Here is a 13,931-nt window from a genome sequence, read left to right as displayed (position 1 = left end):
GCCGCGTAGGCTGCACCATTAACCACATGCGTATTGAGTAGCAACACGCGGCTCACTGGGGAGGATAAGGTCCGCCGATGGAAGTCGAGTCATCGATCTGCCTGAGCGACCTGGTCCCTGCCTTGCGCTGGAGCCGTCCCCAGCAAGTCGCGGAGGCGCTGGGGGATCCGCGCCTGCCCGCCGGGTGGTGGTCGTCCGTCGCCCTGTCGAGGGCTCTCGGTACGGCCGGCCTCGACTGGATCTGCGACCGGCTCGCGTTGCTGGCCTCGTCCCGCTGGGACCATCTGGCACTCGCCGACGTGCTACCCGCGCTGACCGTGCACCACATCGACCCGGCGCTGCCCGGCTGGCCGGAGGCCACCAGGACGGCGATCACCGGCCTGGGAGGCTGGCAGCGACTGCGCCGCCTCTCGCCCGGCGATCTGGGCACCCCGTCGGCCACGCCTGAAGTGGTGATCGGCTCGGTGTTCCGCGAGGTGCTCAGCCGCATCCCGATCCAACGCGAACCCGGCCAGTCCGCCCAGCAGCCCGGCCCGGCACAGGCCCGGCCCGGCGTCCACCCGGGACAGAGCCGGCAGCCGGTCCGTCCGGCACAGGGCCCAGAGGTGACCCGTCCGCTCCAGCGCGGCACGGTCCCCGGCCAGCGCGACGGCGGCCCGGTCCAGAGCCCGGCGCACACCGGCCCGCACCCCGTGGCCCACGAGAACGGCACCGCCCAACGCCAGACCGGCTCCTTCCCGGGCCAGGGTGCTGCCCAGACGGGTTCCTTCGCCGATCAAGGCGGGCCCCAGACAGGCTCCTTCGCCGCTCAGAGCGGCGCCGCCCGCCAGACCGGCTCGTTCCCCGCATCGAATGGACCGGCTCAGACCGGCTCGTTCCCCGCGCCGGGCGGACCGGCTCAGACCGGCTCGTTCCAGGCGCTGAACAAGGACGGCTCGCAGTCCACGACCGGGGGGCAGCCGCTGGCCGCTCCGCAGCCCCAGTCCGGGCCCCAGGCGGCCCGCCAGGACACGAATGCCCCCGGCACCAACCCGCCCGGCGCCAACCAGCAGGGCGGCGGCTTCCCGGGCACCGGCCTCCCCGGCCCCGGGGTCCCAGGCACCAACGCCCCAGGCAACGCGAGCCCCGATCGCACCGGCCCGCATTCCACCGCCGGTCCGCAGACCGGCCCGCACGCTGCTGCCAGTCCGCACACGGGCCCGCATCCCACCGCCGGCCCGCACACCGGTCCGCACCCCACCGCCGGGTCTCAGGCCGGCACGCCGCCCATCGGCAGCCCGCTCACCACCGGCGGCCCGGTCACCCCAGGTAGCCCGGTCGCCTCTGGCGGCCCGCACACCGGGCCTGTCGCCGACCGTGCTGACGGACCGACCCAGCAGAGTCCCCTCCCGGGCGCCGAACCCGGCGGGAAACCCCACACCGGACCGCTCCCGGCCGCCGGACTGTTCGCGCCCGGATCTGTCACCGGCACCGGGCAATTCCCCGCTGTCGGGCCACTCGCGGGCACCGGAACGCCCACAGGCAACGGATCACCCACCGGAGGCAGCTTCCCAGGCGACCTGGGCAAAACGCCCCGCACCCCGAACGCGGACACCCACACCGGCCCCGTCCCGGCGGCGGGCGCCGCGGGCAACGGCAGCACGTACAGCGCCCCGGTGCCGGCCGGCAATGCCGCACCGGCGCCGCCCACCCCCTCCGAGACCGACCACGCCATGGTCCGGGTCGTCGACAACCTGTTCCGCAGCCTGGACAAGCTGGCCCTCGCGGTGGCCGTACACCGCCTGTTCGCCGAAGACCCCGTCAGCCTGCGTACGCTCGCCCACAAGATGCTCGTCGACCGGGACATCCTCTCCCAGGCACAGCGGACGGCCGAGGAACGCGTGCTGCACTGGCTGCGCTCGTCGGAGTCGGCGCCGGTCACCGGGCACATGTTCCGGCTGACGGAGTGGCTCGGCGCGGCCGCCACCCAGGATCAGCTCATCGGCGCCGACCCGGCCCACCCGGTGATGGTCCCGTCGCTGCGTACGCCGCTCTGGCGGGTGCTCGTGACGCTGATGCCCGACCGCCGCCTCCAGGACGGCTGGCTGGTGGTCGGCGACCTTCACGGCCTGCAGGCCCGTACCAGGCAGTTGCTGGCCGGCCAGCCCGCCGACACCGACGTCGTGGAGCTGCTCAGCGAGCTGGGCATCCGCGCGCACTCGGCCAAGGCCTGGCTCGACGCGCTGCCGGACACGTCGGACCCCGTCGCGTCCGCGCCGTCACCGGCCCAGCCGCTCCCCCGGCGTACCCCCGGAGCCAACGGCCACCACCACAGGGGCGGCCAGCCCATCCCCTCGGCCGAGAGCAAGTCCATCGACCCCTCGGCGGCCCTCGCCACGCTGTCCGCCCTCTCGGGCGGCCGGTCCGGCATGCTGCCGGGCACGCTCGCGGGCACTCCCGCCACCCCGCCGCCCCCGCCGCCGAGTCCTTCGTCGGACCCGCGCCGCTGGCAGCGCATCGAGGTCACCAACGAACACCTCCGGGGCGGCCCGGTCCCGGTGCCCGAGGGGTACGCCACGCAGCTCGGCATGCGCCCCGGCACCCTCCTGTCGGTCACGGGCCCGGGAGACAACGCCATCGTGCTGGTCTGGCAGGGCCACCAGCCGGTGTTCGACTCGCTCCAGCCGGTGCTCATGCGCCTCAACGCCCGCGCCGGCGACCAGGTGTACGTCACGGTCGACGGCTACCGCCTGGAAGCCCAGCTCACCGGCTGACCGCGCACCGACGCGGCCTTGACGTCGATCACTCCCCGGCGAAGAGCCGGATCCGATGAGCCACGGCGGAGGCCTCGCCACGGGAGGCGACGCCCAGTTTGGCCAGGATGTTGGAGACGTGCACGCTCACGGTCTTGACCGAGATGAACAGCTTCCCCGCGATCTCCCGGTTGCTGTGCCCCTCGGCCACCTGCCGCAGCACCTCCAGCTCACGCGCCGTCAGCCCCAACGGCAGCCCGTCGGGCGCCGGCTCGTCGGCAACGGCGATGCGGCCCCGCCGCGCGAACGCGTCCAGCCGCTCGACCAGCGGCGTCGCACCGAGCTGCTCGGCCAGCTCCCGGGCTCTCGCCAGCCGGACCCCGGCCCCCTGCCGATCACCGGCCTCCAGCGCCGCACGGGCGGCGCCTTCCAGAGCCCGAGCTTCGGAGTATGGCTGCCGCAGCCCCGCCCAAGCCTCCACAGCCGCGTCCCACGCCTTGACCCGCGCACCCTCAGACCCAGCTTCGGACTCCGACAGGCCCGCCAAAGCCATGAAGGTGAGACGCAGGGCCTGCTGGTAGTCGCCCGCAGCCTCCAGCCATCCCGCGACCGACCGCAGCTCCGCCCCGACCTCCCCGCCGAGCTGCGCGAACGTCACCAGCAACGGCCACGCGTATCGCGGGCTGGCCACCAGATCTTGCTCGCGCAGCGTCCGAGCCGCCGCCTCCCGCGCCTCGTCCAGGCGCCCCCGCGCCAGCAGCAGCTCGACCTCCCTGCGAGCGTGCGGCAGCACGCTCTGGTCACGGAACCGCCCGCGCGCCAGCACGCTGCGCGAGGCCGCGAACAGCTCCTCGGCCCGATCGATCCGCCCGCGCGCGAGCGCGATGTCGGAGGCGATCCCCTGCAGGCTGGCGCGGTAGGGCAGCGGCGGCGCGAGCTCCAGGGCGTGCTCGATCACCTTCAGCGCCTCGTCCCAGTGCCCGAGCGACATTAGGGGCTCGGCCAGGTTGATCGACAGGAACGTGCCCGAGGTGCGCGCCACCCCGTAGCGTTCGGCCTCGGCGATGCCGTCGCGGGCGACCTGGGCGGCCCGTTCGTGCCGGCCCGCGCCCTCCAGCACGTCGGACTCGGAGATGGCGCAGCGCAGCATCGCGTTGTAGGCGTCGGCCGAGGCCGAGATGCGGCGCGCTTCGGCGAACCCGCCCAGGTTGGCGTCGACGTCGGAGAACTGGCAGCGCGCCCAGGTCAGGGTGATCAGCGCGTGCGCCTCGGTGTTGGCGTCGCCCACCTCGTGGCCGATCTCCATGGCCAGCCGGGCCGTGGAGATCTTCTCCTGCCAGCCGTCGTAGAGCATGCGCGCCAGGGTCTCCAGCACCTGGGCCCGCAGAGCGGGCTTGTCGGCCGGCACCAGCGACGCCGCCCGGCGCAGATCGTCGACATGGCCGGGGCGGCTGAGGTCGTAGCCGGTGAGACCGCGCTGCCGCAGCAGCCTGGCGGCCGTGGCCGGCTCGGCCGCCTCGTCGACCTCGGCGAGCCCGGCGCCGGCCAGGGCGATCGCGCGTTCGTACTCGCCCGCCAGGTGGGCGACCGTGGCCGTCTGCCGGAGCACGTTGACGCGGTCGGTGCCGATGCGCTCCGCGGCGTCGGGCACCTGATCCCACAGCTCCAGCACCCGGGACAGCATCCTGTGCTGCTCGTCGTAGGCGGCGGAGCGGCGGGCGGCGGCGGCCGCGCGCCAGGCGCTGACCAGCGCCCAGGTGGTGTCGTGGGCGGAGTGCCAGTGGTGGGCCAGCTCGATCGCGCCGCGCGGGGCGGGCAGGATCGACAGGTCGTGCTCCAGCGCCTGGGCGAAGCGAGTGTGCAGGCGGGTGTGCTCGCCCGGCAGCAGGTCGTCGTGGAGCGCCTCGCGGATCAGCGCGTGCCTGAACGAGTAGCCTTCGCCGTCCACGACGAGCACGTTGCCGGCCACGGCGGGCCGCAGCGCGTTGGACAGGGCCCCGTCGTCCATCCCGGCGACGGCGGACAGCAGGTCGTGCTCGATGCGCTGGCCGCCCGCGCTGGCCACGCGGAGCAGCTCCTGGGTGTCGTCGGGCAGCCGCTCGACACTGGCGAGCAGCAGGTCGCGCAGCGACTCCGGCAGCGCCTCGCCGGCGCCGGACTCGCTGAGCAGTGCCTCCACGAACAGCGGGTTGCCCTCGCTGCGCGCGTAGACCAGGTCCATGTCGAGGTCGGACAGCTCGCGCTCCAGGATGCTCGCCGCCTGCTCGACGACCTCCCTGCGGGTGAGCCTGCGCAGCTCCAGCCTGGCCACCCAGCCGACGCGGCCCAGCTCGGCCAGCAGCGGGCGCAGCGGGTGGGTGCGGTGCAGCTCATCGGAGCGATAGGTGACGACGATCAGCAGCCGTACGTCGGAACGCTGGTAGCGGACCAGGAACGAGAGCAGGTCGCGAGTGGAGCGGTCGGCCCAGTGGGCGTCCTCGATGACCAGGACGATCGGCCGGTCCTCCGCCAGCCGCTCCAGAAGGCCGAGCAACTGCTCGAAGAGCCGGGCGCGGGCCTCGGGGCCGTCGCCGTCGGGCTCGCCGAACTCGGGCAGCAGCCGGGCCAGCCCGCGCGTGGTGCCGCCGGGCACCAAGGCCGCCACGCCGTCGCGGCCGAGCGTGCGCACCAGGCCGCGCAGCACCGCGGTGAAAGGGGCGAACGGCAGGCCCTCGGTGCCCAGCTCCAGGCAGCCGCCGACGAGCACCATCGCGTCGCCCGCCCGATCGGCGAACTCCTTGATGAAGCGCGTCTTGCCGACCCCCGCCTCGCCGCCGACCAGCACGGTGGCCGCCGCGCCGGTCCGGGCGCCGGCCAGGGCACCGTCAAGCGCGCCCAACTCCGCGGCGCGGCCGACGAACAGCGGGCTCACCGCGTGGATGCTCACGCCCCAAGAATGCCATCCGGCGGCGACAGAAAACGCCGCCGGTCAGTGCGGATCTGATCGTCTGTACGGGACTCGCCCCCGGCGTACGCGATCGACCGCGGGACCTGCCGCTACCGGAGAACCTTCCTGAACATGGTCGCCGACGCCTCGTAGCCCAGCGCGTGGTAGAACTCGGGCGCCCGCCGCGTCGCCATGGCCACGTAACCGGCCTCCCTCGCGCGGGCCCAGGCCTCGAACTCCACCAGCAGCGCCCGGCCGATGCCCTGCCGGCGCGACCCGCTCTGCACCATCGCCTCCTCCACCCAGGCGACGGGCCCGTTCGCGAACAGCGTGAGGTGCACGAACCCCAGCAGGTAACCCTGGACCCGCCCGCCCACCACGGCCGCGATCAGCATGACGTCGTCGTCGCGCAGCAACTGCGGCAGCGCCGCGTCGAAGGCCTTGCGCTCGGGCCTGAAGGTCAGCCCGAACTCCCTGGCCAAGGCGAACAGCTCGTCCGCGTCGGTCTTCTCCGCTCTCCTGATGTGGAGATCGTCTGACGTCATGTCGTACGACCTTAAGTCGTGGCGTGGCCGCCGTCCAATCACCTCAGCGTGTCAGCGCCTTGACAGTCTGTTCGGCGACCTCCTGGGCGCCCTTCATGAGCACGTCTTCGGCGACCGGCTTGGTGTTCGCGCCCTGGGCGGTGATCTGGCCGCCCTTGTTGTCGGTGCCGAAGTAGCGGACGTTGATCGTCGTGTTGCCCATCACGATGTACGCCCAGACGTTCGTGGTGCCCTTGAGGTTCTGGGTGTACATGGCGTGGGTCTCGTCGCCGATGCCGTCGAGGTCCTTCATCTCGCCGTACGTGCTCAGGTACCGCAGGCCGGGGTTCTCCTCCTTGGTGCCCGCCATGTCCTTCATCGAGTCGAAGTTGAAGTCGGCGTCCTCCCGCGCGTCCTCGACACTGGGCCAGACGTTGACGGCCAGGAAGATGGTCCGCGATTCCAGGATGCCGTTCTTGATGTTCTTGGCCGTCTGCGTCCACTCGCAGCCCTTGCGCAGGGCGCCGTACCCGTCCTTCTGGACGCCCGGCTCGGACTGCGACTTGGGCGCGAGCCGCGTGGTCAGGCTCGCGGGCAGCAGGTCGCACACCTCGGGCACCGCCTTCAGCGGCGGGAAGGTGGAGGTGGCCGCGGGCGTCTCCGCCGCCTCCGACGAGGACGCCGCCGAAGGCAGGCCGGACGACGAGGGGAGCGACGACGGCAGTGTGGAGGGCAGCTCGGACGGCAGGTCGGACGGCAGGTCGAACGAGGGTGACGGCAGCGCGACAGGAACGGCGTCCTGGCCGACGCCGCGTACCGCGATGAGCCCCCCGCCCAGCACCGCCACCGTCGCGGCCCCGGCCAGCACGGCCTTGGCCCAGCCTGGCGCCTTCGACGTGACGGGCCGCTCACCGCCCCCGTCCGGCCAGTACGAGGCCGGAGGTACGGGTGGCGCCTGCGGTGCCTGCGGGCCCTGGATCATGGCCATCCCTAAATTCGCCGATCATTACAAATGAGCTGCTGTTGCCGCGTCCGGGACGGAAATATAGCGAACCGAAAGTGTTGAACACTATGGTCTCCAGCGTGCCTGGTCTGGGGGATTCCAAAATCGCAGGCCGCTATCGGGTGCTACGCGCGCTCGGTCAGGGTGGCATGGGCACGATCTGGCTGGCTCACGACGAGCTGCTCGATCGCCAGGTCGCCATCAAGGAAGTGCTGCTCCCGCAGTCCCTCGCACCGGCCGAGCGGACCGAGGCGCTCCAGCGGGCCATGCGCGAGGCGATGGCGGCCGCCCAGGTGCGGCATCCGGGCATCATCACCATTCACGACGTGCTGTCCGAGGGCGGGCGGCCGTGGATCGTCATGGAGCTGCTCAGGGGCCGCGACCTGAAGGACGCGGTGGCCGCCGAGGGCCCGTGGTCGCCGGAGCGCACCGCGGCGATCGGGCTGCGGGTGCTGGAGGCGCTGTCCGTCGCCCACGCGCACGGCATCCAGCATCGCGACGTCAAGCCCGCCAACGTGTTCCTGACCGACGACGGCCGGGTGGTGCTGACCGACTTCGGCATCGCCAAGCTGGAGGACCAGGCGACGATCACCGAGTCGGGGCTGCTGATCGGGTCGCCCGGGTTCATCGCCCCGGAGAGGTTACGCGGCGAGCGCGGCGGACCCGAGTCGGACCTGTGGTCGCTGGCCGCCACGCTCTACGCGACCGTGGAGGGCCAGGCTCCCTATGTCGGCACCTCTCCCATGTCGGTGCTGCGTGACGCCCTGACCCTGCCGCCCCGGCCACCCCAGCGCGCCGGGAACCTCGGGCCGGTGCTGATGCTGATGCTGGCCCGCGAGCCGTACCAGAGACCCGTCCCGCAGGCGGCCGAGCAGTTGCTGCGACGGGTCGCGGAGGGCCAGCCCGCGCTGGCGGCCACCCAGCCGACGGCCAGGCGCGCCAACCGGCTGCCGATCGTCGTCGGCGGCGGGATCGTCGCGGCTGCGGTGGCGGCGGTCGCGTTCGTGGCCCTGCGGCCCGCGGACACCCCTGCGACACCCGTGTCGCAGCCCGTGAAGCAGCAGGCGCCGACCACGTCGGCCGCCTCCACCCCCACTCCCACCCCCACCAAGGAACCGGAGCCGGAGAAGACGCCCAAGTTCACCGCCGCCGTGAACCTGTGCACCCTGCTGACCCCCGCCCAGATCGCCAAGCTCACGCCCGGCGTGGGCAAGGGCAGGCGCGACGGCGACTCGTGCGAGTGGACCACCCGAGGCAAGGGGCTGTCCGCCGAGGTGCTGGCCGATTCCGGCGGGCCCGACAAGTGGAGCACGGTTCCGGAGGACGCCGAGGAGCACTACGTCAACCTGCGCAACCTCCGCGGCCAGGACGCGGAGATCACGTGGTCCTGGCCGGAGATCGGCCTCGCCAAGGCGATCAAACAGCAGCGCAAGAACGTCCAGGACATCAACGGCATCGGCGACGAGGCGTTCGGCTACGAACTGGTCAGCCCCAAGGGCAACGCCGAGAACGTCACCGTGATCTTCCGGCTCAGCAACGTGAACGTCGAGATCGGTTATGTCAACGTCAACAAGATCGGCAACAACGCCGCCCTGCGCAAGGGAGCGCGCGACGCCGCGCGCTGGCTGGCCGAGGCATTGAACCGCCAGGAGTGAGGCAATGAACCAACCGCGACTCGTGGGCGGCCGCTACCAGCTGCTCGAACAGCTCGGCCGCGGCGGCATGGGCATCGTCTGGCGCGCGCACGACACGATGATCGGCCGCGAGGTGGCGGTGAAGCAGGTGCTGATCCCGCCGAACCTCGCCCCCGCCGACCAGGCCGCGCTGCGCCACCGTACGTTGCACGAGGCCCGTGCGGCGGCCGGGATCCGGCACCCGGCGGTGGTCGGCATCCACGACGTGATCGACGACAACGGCGAGCCGTGGATCGTCATGGAGCTGGTCCGCGGGCGCTCGCTCGACCAGGCCGTCAAGACCGGCGGGCCGATGTCGCCGGCCTGGGCGGCCTCCATCGGCCTGTTCGTGCTGTCGGCGCTGGCCTCCGCGCACACGCGCGGCCTGCTCCACCGCGACGTCAAACCGGGCAACGTGCTGCTCGCCGATGACGGCCGCATCCTGCTGTCCGACTTCGGCATCGCCGCTCCGACGGGTGCGGCCGCTCAGCAGGGCGGGGTACCGGTGGGCACGGCCGGATTCACCGCGCCCGAATGCCTCATCGAGGGCGTCGCGCCGGGGCCGCCGTCCGACCTGTTCTCGCTCGGCGCGACGATCTACACGGCGGTGGAGGGCGTACAGCCGTTCCAGCGCAACACCGCGATGGCCACGCTCGGCGCGGTGATGACCGAGCCGCCCAGGCCGCCGCAGCGCGCGGGCGAGCTCGCCCCGCTCCTGCTCGGCCTGCTGGCCAAGGACCCCGCCCACCGGCCCGACGTACGCACGCTGCGCCGGGGGCTGGAGCGGGTCGCGGGCCACGCGGCGGCCACCGTCAGGACGCCCGCGCCCGCGTGGGTGGTCTCGCGCACGGCCGCGTACGGCTCGGCGGCGGCCGTGGTCGTGGCGTTCGTCGTCGCGGTCACGCTCATCCTCACCACGACGTCCTCCGCCGCACCGTCGCCGCAGACCACGCCGACGGCGGCGCGTACCACGAAACCGGCGCCGACCAGCGCTGCGTCGACCGCGTCAGCTTCGGCTTCGGCTTCGGCTTCGGCTTCGGCCAGCTCCTCCCCCGCCGTCACGCTGCCGGCCGGGAAGTTCTCCAAGATCCCCCGGCCCTGCCAGCTGCTCACCAAGGAGCAGGCCACCCGGCTCGTCGGCACGTTCCTCACCTCGTCGACCGACCCGACCTTCAGGTGCGCGTGGGCGACCGCGGGCTTCCCGCCGGCGGGCAAGCAGCTGAGCGTGTTCCTGACGCTCTGGCTGTACCCGCCGCAGGGCGACGGCTACGAGACCACCCTCGCGCAGGAGCACGTCGCCGGGGCGAAGAAGGAGGCCGAGGACAAGGCGGGCAGGGGCGGCACGGGCGAGAAGCAGGGCGAGGTCTTCGAGATCCCCGGCGCGGGCGAGGAGGCCATCGCGTACGAGATCTCCAGGGTGAAGTTCAGCAACAAGCACGAGGTCGAGGTACACGTGCTCTTCCGCACCGGCAACATGGTGGGTGAGTTCCGCTTCGTGCACGACGTGGCCAAGGACGCCGCCCTGCGGGACAAGGCCGCGCAGGCCGCCAAGTTCCTGGCCGCGAACCTCGACGCCAAGGCCTCCTGACCATGCGCGTGATCGCCGGACGCTACCAACTGCTCGCCCCGCTCGGGGCGGGCGGCGCGGGCACGGTGTGGCGGGCGCGTGACGAGCTGCTGCACCGCGAGGTCGCGGTCAAGGAGGTACGGCTGCCGCCCGGCCAGGACCAGCAGCGGGCCCTGGTCGACACGCTGCGCGAAGCCAGGGCGGCGGCGGCGCTGAACCACCCGTCGATCATCACCGTGCACGACGTGATCTCCGAGGGCGGCCAGCCCTGGATCATCATGGACCTGCTCGCGGGCAGGTCCCTGGGCGACCTGGTCAAGGAACGCGGCCCGCTGCCGCCCGGCCACGTCGCCACGATCGGCCTGCGCGTGCTCGACGCGCTGGAGGCCGCCCACCACCGCGGCATCCTGCACCGGGACGTGAAGCCGGGCAACGTGATGATCACCGATCTCGGCGAGGTCGTCCTGACCGACTTCGGCATCGCCGCGCACACGGATGACGTCCCCGGCGCGGGTACGGCCGCCGCCGCGGCGCACGCCGGCGGCGTCGCGGGCTCCCCCGGCTACATCGCGCCCGAGCATCTGCGCGGCGAGCCGTCGGGCCCGATGGCCGACCTGTGGTCGCTCGGCGCCACCCTGTACCTGGCCGCCGAGGGCCGGGCCCCGTTCGAGCGCGACTCGGCGATGGCGATCGTCGCGGCCGTGCTCACGATGCCCCCGCCGCCGCCCGTCAACGCGGGCCCGCTCGGCGGCCTGCTCATGGCGATGCTCGACCGGAACCCGGCCACCCGGCCGCACCCGCGGACCATCAGGGCGCACCTGGAGTCTTTGGCGGTCCCGCTGCCCGTCCGGCCGCGCGAGACCGCGCCCGCCACGGTCCCGGTGCGGGCACGCCCGCGCCGCCGCACGCCGTACATGCTGGGCGGCCTGGCGGCGGGTACGGCCGTCGCGGTCACGGCGGTCATCCTCCTCAACGGCTCCGGCGGCACTGGGGGCTCTGGGGGCTCCCCCGCCGTCACGACGCCGGCCACCCAGATCGCCCAGCCCGCTTCGACCGCGGCGCCCTCTCCGACGACGACCACGGCGCCCCCGACCAACCCGGCCAGGGGCGACGGCGCGTTCGGCCGCCCGCCGAAGGCATGCTCGCTCCTCACCGCCGAGCAGGCGCAGCGCGTCCTGCCCGGCTCCCACTCCCGGCAGCGCGGCGTCTACGACGACAGCGAGTGCTCCTGGTCGGTCGGGCTCAGCGGGTTCCTCGACACCACGTCCATCAACCTCAAGGTCAAGCACTCCAGCGAGGTCAAGGCCGCCGAACGCGCCTTCACGCAGGCCGTACAGGCTCGCGACACGGAGGCCGGCAGCGAGCAGACGGTGACGACCTCGCGCATCAGAACGGTGAGCGCGGGCGACGAGGCGGCCGCCCAGGACAAGGAAGCCGGCATCACCCACTCCTCGACCACCACCATATGGATGCGGATCAGCAACGTGATCATCCAGGTGGCGGTCAGCCATCCGAAGCGAACGAAGGTGACCCCGCAGCTCCGGGACACCGCTCTCAAGACCGCCCGCGCGGTGGCCGACACCCTCCAGAAGGCGCAATGAACGACTACCAGCAGAAAGACTTCCCGACCGCGGCCGTGCGGCACACCGCTCCCACCCAGCAGTCCCGCCCCGGGCTGCGGGTGACACCGGCGATCCTGAGCGTGGCGTCGGCTGTGGTCGTGCTCATGCTGTTCACCGTCGTGTTCCTGCTCACCCGGCAGCCGGACAAGACAGCGGCCGTGGCCGTACCCGTCAAGACCACGCGGGCGGCCGAGCCCTCACCCAGCGAGCCTTCGCCCACCGAGCAGGCCACCACGAGCGAGCCCGCACCGACCGGGGCCGCCACGTTCACCAAGACCGTCGACCCCTGCACGGTCACCGACGAGGACCTGGTCAAGAAGCTGACGCTGTTCCCGGACAAAACGCAGATCAAGGCCGACGAGTGCGAGTGGTCGACGCTCGCGCCCGGCTCGGGGATGCCGGACAACATGCAGTTCCGGCTCCAGGTGTACGTGAAGGTCTTCCCGGGGGATGTGACGGCGGCGCACGAGCAGTTCCTGGGACAGCGCCAGGAGGCCGTCCTGCTCGCCGAAACCTCCACCCCCGCCGAGCCGCCCATCGGCGACGCCTCCTGGACCACCCTCTACACGCTGCCCGGCGACACGGGCAAAGGACCGACCACCGCGACCGTCGGCGTCCGGGTCAGCAACGCCGTCATCCAGGTGACCTACCAGCGACACGTCACCGAGGACCCGACGGGCAGACTGACCAAGGGCGCCCTGGACGTGGCCAGATCGGTCGCCGAGAAACTCGGCACCTCGAACTAGAGATCACCCAGGCCGAGCTGACGGGCGATCAGCATCCGCTGGACCTCGCTGGTGCCCTCGCCGATCTCCAGGATCTTGGCGTCGCGGTAGAAGCGGCCCACCGGGAACTCGTTCATGAAGCCGTACCCGCCGAAGATCTGCGTCGCGTCGCGGGAGTTGTCCATGGCGGCGTTCGAGGAGACGAGCTTCGCGATCGCCGCCTCCTTCTTGAACGGCACGCCGGCCAGCATCTTCTCGGCCGCGTGGTAGTAGGCCAGGCGGGCGGTGTGGGCGCGGGCCTCCATGTCGGCGATCTTGAACTGGATGGCCTGGTAGTGGCCGATCGGGTGGCCGAACGCGCGTCTGTCCCTGACGTAGCGCAGGCATTCGTCCACGCAGCCCTGGGACAGGCCGACGCCGACGGCGGCGATGGCGATGCGGCCCTCGTCGAGCGTCTGCAGGAACTGGGCGTAGCCGCGGCCGCGCTCGCCGAGCAGGTTCTCGGCGGGGACGCGGCAGTCGGAGAAGGACAGCTCCCTGGTGTCGGAGGCGTTCCAGCCGACCTTGGAGTACTTCTTCGAGACCGTGAAGCCGGGCGTTCCTGACGGCACGAGGATGGTGGAGATCTGCCGCTCGCCGGTGAGCGCGGCGACGCCGACCACGCCGGTGATGTCGGTGCCCGAGTTGGTGATGAACGCCTTGGTTCCGTTGATCACCCATTCGGCGCCGTCGAGCGTGGCCGTGGTGCGCATGCCGCCGGGCACGTCGGAGCCGCCGCCGGGCTCCGTCAGGCCGAACGCGCCGAGGGTCTCGCCCGCCGCCATCGCCGGGAGCCAGGTCGCCCGCTGCTCGGGCGTACCGAAGCGGTAGATCGGCATGGCACCGAGCGACACCGCGGCCTCCAGCGTGATCGCCACGCTGGAGTCGGCGCGCGCCAGCTCCTCCAAGGCCAGGCAGAGCGCGAAGTAGTCGCCGCCCATGCCGCCGTACTCCTCGGGGAACGGCAGGCCGAACAGGCCCATGGCGCCCATCCGGCGCACGATGTCGTACGGGAACTCCTCTCGCTCGTAGAAGTCGCCGATCACCGGCGCCACCACGTCGCGGGCGAACGCCTCGACGGTCTTGCGCAGCTCTTCGTATTCGTCGGTGAGCATGGTGG

9 protein-coding genes are annotated in these 13,931 nt (G+C 72.5%); 5 read left to right on the top strand and 4 right to left on the bottom strand.

The annotated features are described in order from the left end of the window. Positions 1-77: 77 nt before the first annotated feature. Entirely contained in the window at positions 78-2,753 is a 2,676-nt protein-coding gene (locus KLK06_RS32125; RefSeq protein ID WP_214639427.1) for a hypothetical protein, read from the top strand. Between the two features lie 28 nt (positions 2,754-2,781). On the opposite strand, the gene KLK06_RS32120 is transcribed toward KLK06_RS32125, so the two are convergent. The 3 genes from KLK06_RS32120 to KLK06_RS32110 all read right to left on the bottom strand — a co-directional run bounded on the left by KLK06_RS32120 (position 2,782) and on the right by KLK06_RS32110 (position 7,170). Next, positions 2,782-5,658: an AAA family ATPase gene (locus tag KLK06_RS32120; protein WP_214639426.1), complete on the bottom strand. Its 2,877-nt coding sequence runs from the start codon at positions 5,656-5,658 to the stop codon at positions 2,782-2,784. A 110-nt stretch (positions 5,659-5,768) separates the two neighbouring features. Then, the gene (locus KLK06_RS32115; protein WP_214639425.1) at positions 5,769-6,203 is read right to left on the bottom strand and encodes a GNAT family N-acetyltransferase; all 435 of its coding nucleotides are present in this window, start codon (positions 6,201-6,203) and stop codon (positions 5,769-5,771) included. A 43-nt stretch (positions 6,204-6,246) separates the two neighbouring features. After that, a complete protein-coding gene (locus KLK06_RS32110) occupies positions 6,247-7,170 on the bottom strand; it encodes a hypothetical protein (RefSeq protein WP_214639424.1) in 924 nt (307 codons plus the stop codon). An 83-nt stretch (positions 7,171-7,253) separates the two neighbouring features. Between KLK06_RS32110 and KLK06_RS32105 the strand changes: the two genes are divergently transcribed. The 4 genes from KLK06_RS32105 to KLK06_RS32090 are packed head-to-tail and all read left to right on the top strand — an operon-like array spanning position 7,254 to position 12,793. Then, positions 7,254-8,840 carry a serine/threonine-protein kinase gene (locus KLK06_RS32105; RefSeq protein WP_284735203.1) on the top strand — a complete coding sequence of 529 codons (1,587 nt, stop codon included), beginning with the start codon at positions 7,254-7,256 and terminating at the stop codon, positions 8,838-8,840. Between the two features lie 4 nt (positions 8,841-8,844). Beyond that, the gene (locus KLK06_RS32100) at positions 8,845-10,446 is read left to right on the top strand and encodes a serine/threonine-protein kinase (RefSeq protein WP_214639422.1); all 1,602 of its coding nucleotides are present in this window, start codon (positions 8,845-8,847) and stop codon (positions 10,444-10,446) included. A gap of 2 nt (positions 10,447-10,448) precedes the next feature. Beyond that, a complete protein-coding gene (locus tag KLK06_RS32095) occupies positions 10,449-12,026 on the top strand; it encodes a serine/threonine-protein kinase (RefSeq protein WP_214639421.1) in 1,578 nt (525 codons plus the stop codon). Beyond that, positions 12,023-12,793 carry a hypothetical protein gene (locus KLK06_RS32090; RefSeq protein ID WP_214639420.1) on the top strand — a complete coding sequence of 257 codons (771 nt, stop codon included), beginning with the start codon at positions 12,023-12,025 and terminating at the stop codon, positions 12,791-12,793. The genes KLK06_RS32095 and KLK06_RS32090 overlap by 4 nt, the downstream gene beginning before the upstream one ends. On the opposite strand, the gene KLK06_RS32085 is transcribed toward KLK06_RS32090, so the two are convergent. Beyond that, complete coding sequence (locus KLK06_RS32085; RefSeq protein ID WP_214639419.1) at positions 12,790-13,926, bottom strand: acyl-CoA dehydrogenase family protein; 1,137 nt, start codon at positions 13,924-13,926, stop codon at positions 12,790-12,792. The two genes, KLK06_RS32090 and KLK06_RS32085, sit on opposite strands and share 4 nt — an antisense overlap. Positions 13,927-13,931 lie beyond the last annotated feature (5 nt).

This window comes from Nonomuraea sp. NEAU-A123 (genome assembly GCF_018603905.1).
Lineage (GTDB): Bacteria > Actinomycetota > Actinomycetes > Streptosporangiales > Streptosporangiaceae > Nonomuraea.
This window is presented reverse-complemented; position numbering and strand designations above follow the sequence as displayed.

Excerpts from the sequence above, each read along its gene's own strand:
- KLK06_RS32090 (WP_214639420.1), top strand. The coding sequence starts at position 12,023 with ATGAACGACTACCAGCAGAAAGACTTCCCGACCGCGGCCGTGCGGCAC.
- KLK06_RS32105 (WP_284735203.1), top strand. The coding sequence starts at position 7,254 with ATGGTCTCCAGCGTGCCTGGTCTGGGGGATTCCAAAATCGCAGGCCGC.
- KLK06_RS32125 (WP_214639427.1), top strand. The coding sequence starts at position 78 with ATGGAAGTCGAGTCATCGATCTGCCTGAGCGACCTGGTCCCTGCCTTG.
- KLK06_RS32095 (WP_214639421.1), top strand. The coding sequence starts at position 10,449 with ATGCGCGTGATCGCCGGACGCTACCAACTGCTCGCCCCGCTCGGGGCG.
- KLK06_RS32115 (WP_214639425.1), bottom strand. The coding sequence starts at position 6,203 with ATGACGTCAGACGATCTCCACATCAGGAGAGCGGAGAAGACCGACGCG.
- KLK06_RS32110 (WP_214639424.1), bottom strand. The coding sequence starts at position 7,170 with ATGGCCATGATCCAGGGCCCGCAGGCACCGCAGGCGCCACCCGTACCT.
- KLK06_RS32100 (WP_214639422.1), top strand. The coding sequence starts at position 8,845 with ATGAACCAACCGCGACTCGTGGGCGGCCGCTACCAGCTGCTCGAACAG.
- KLK06_RS32085 (WP_214639419.1), bottom strand. The coding sequence starts at position 13,926 with ATGCTCACCGACGAATACGAAGAGCTGCGCAAGACCGTCGAGGCGTTC.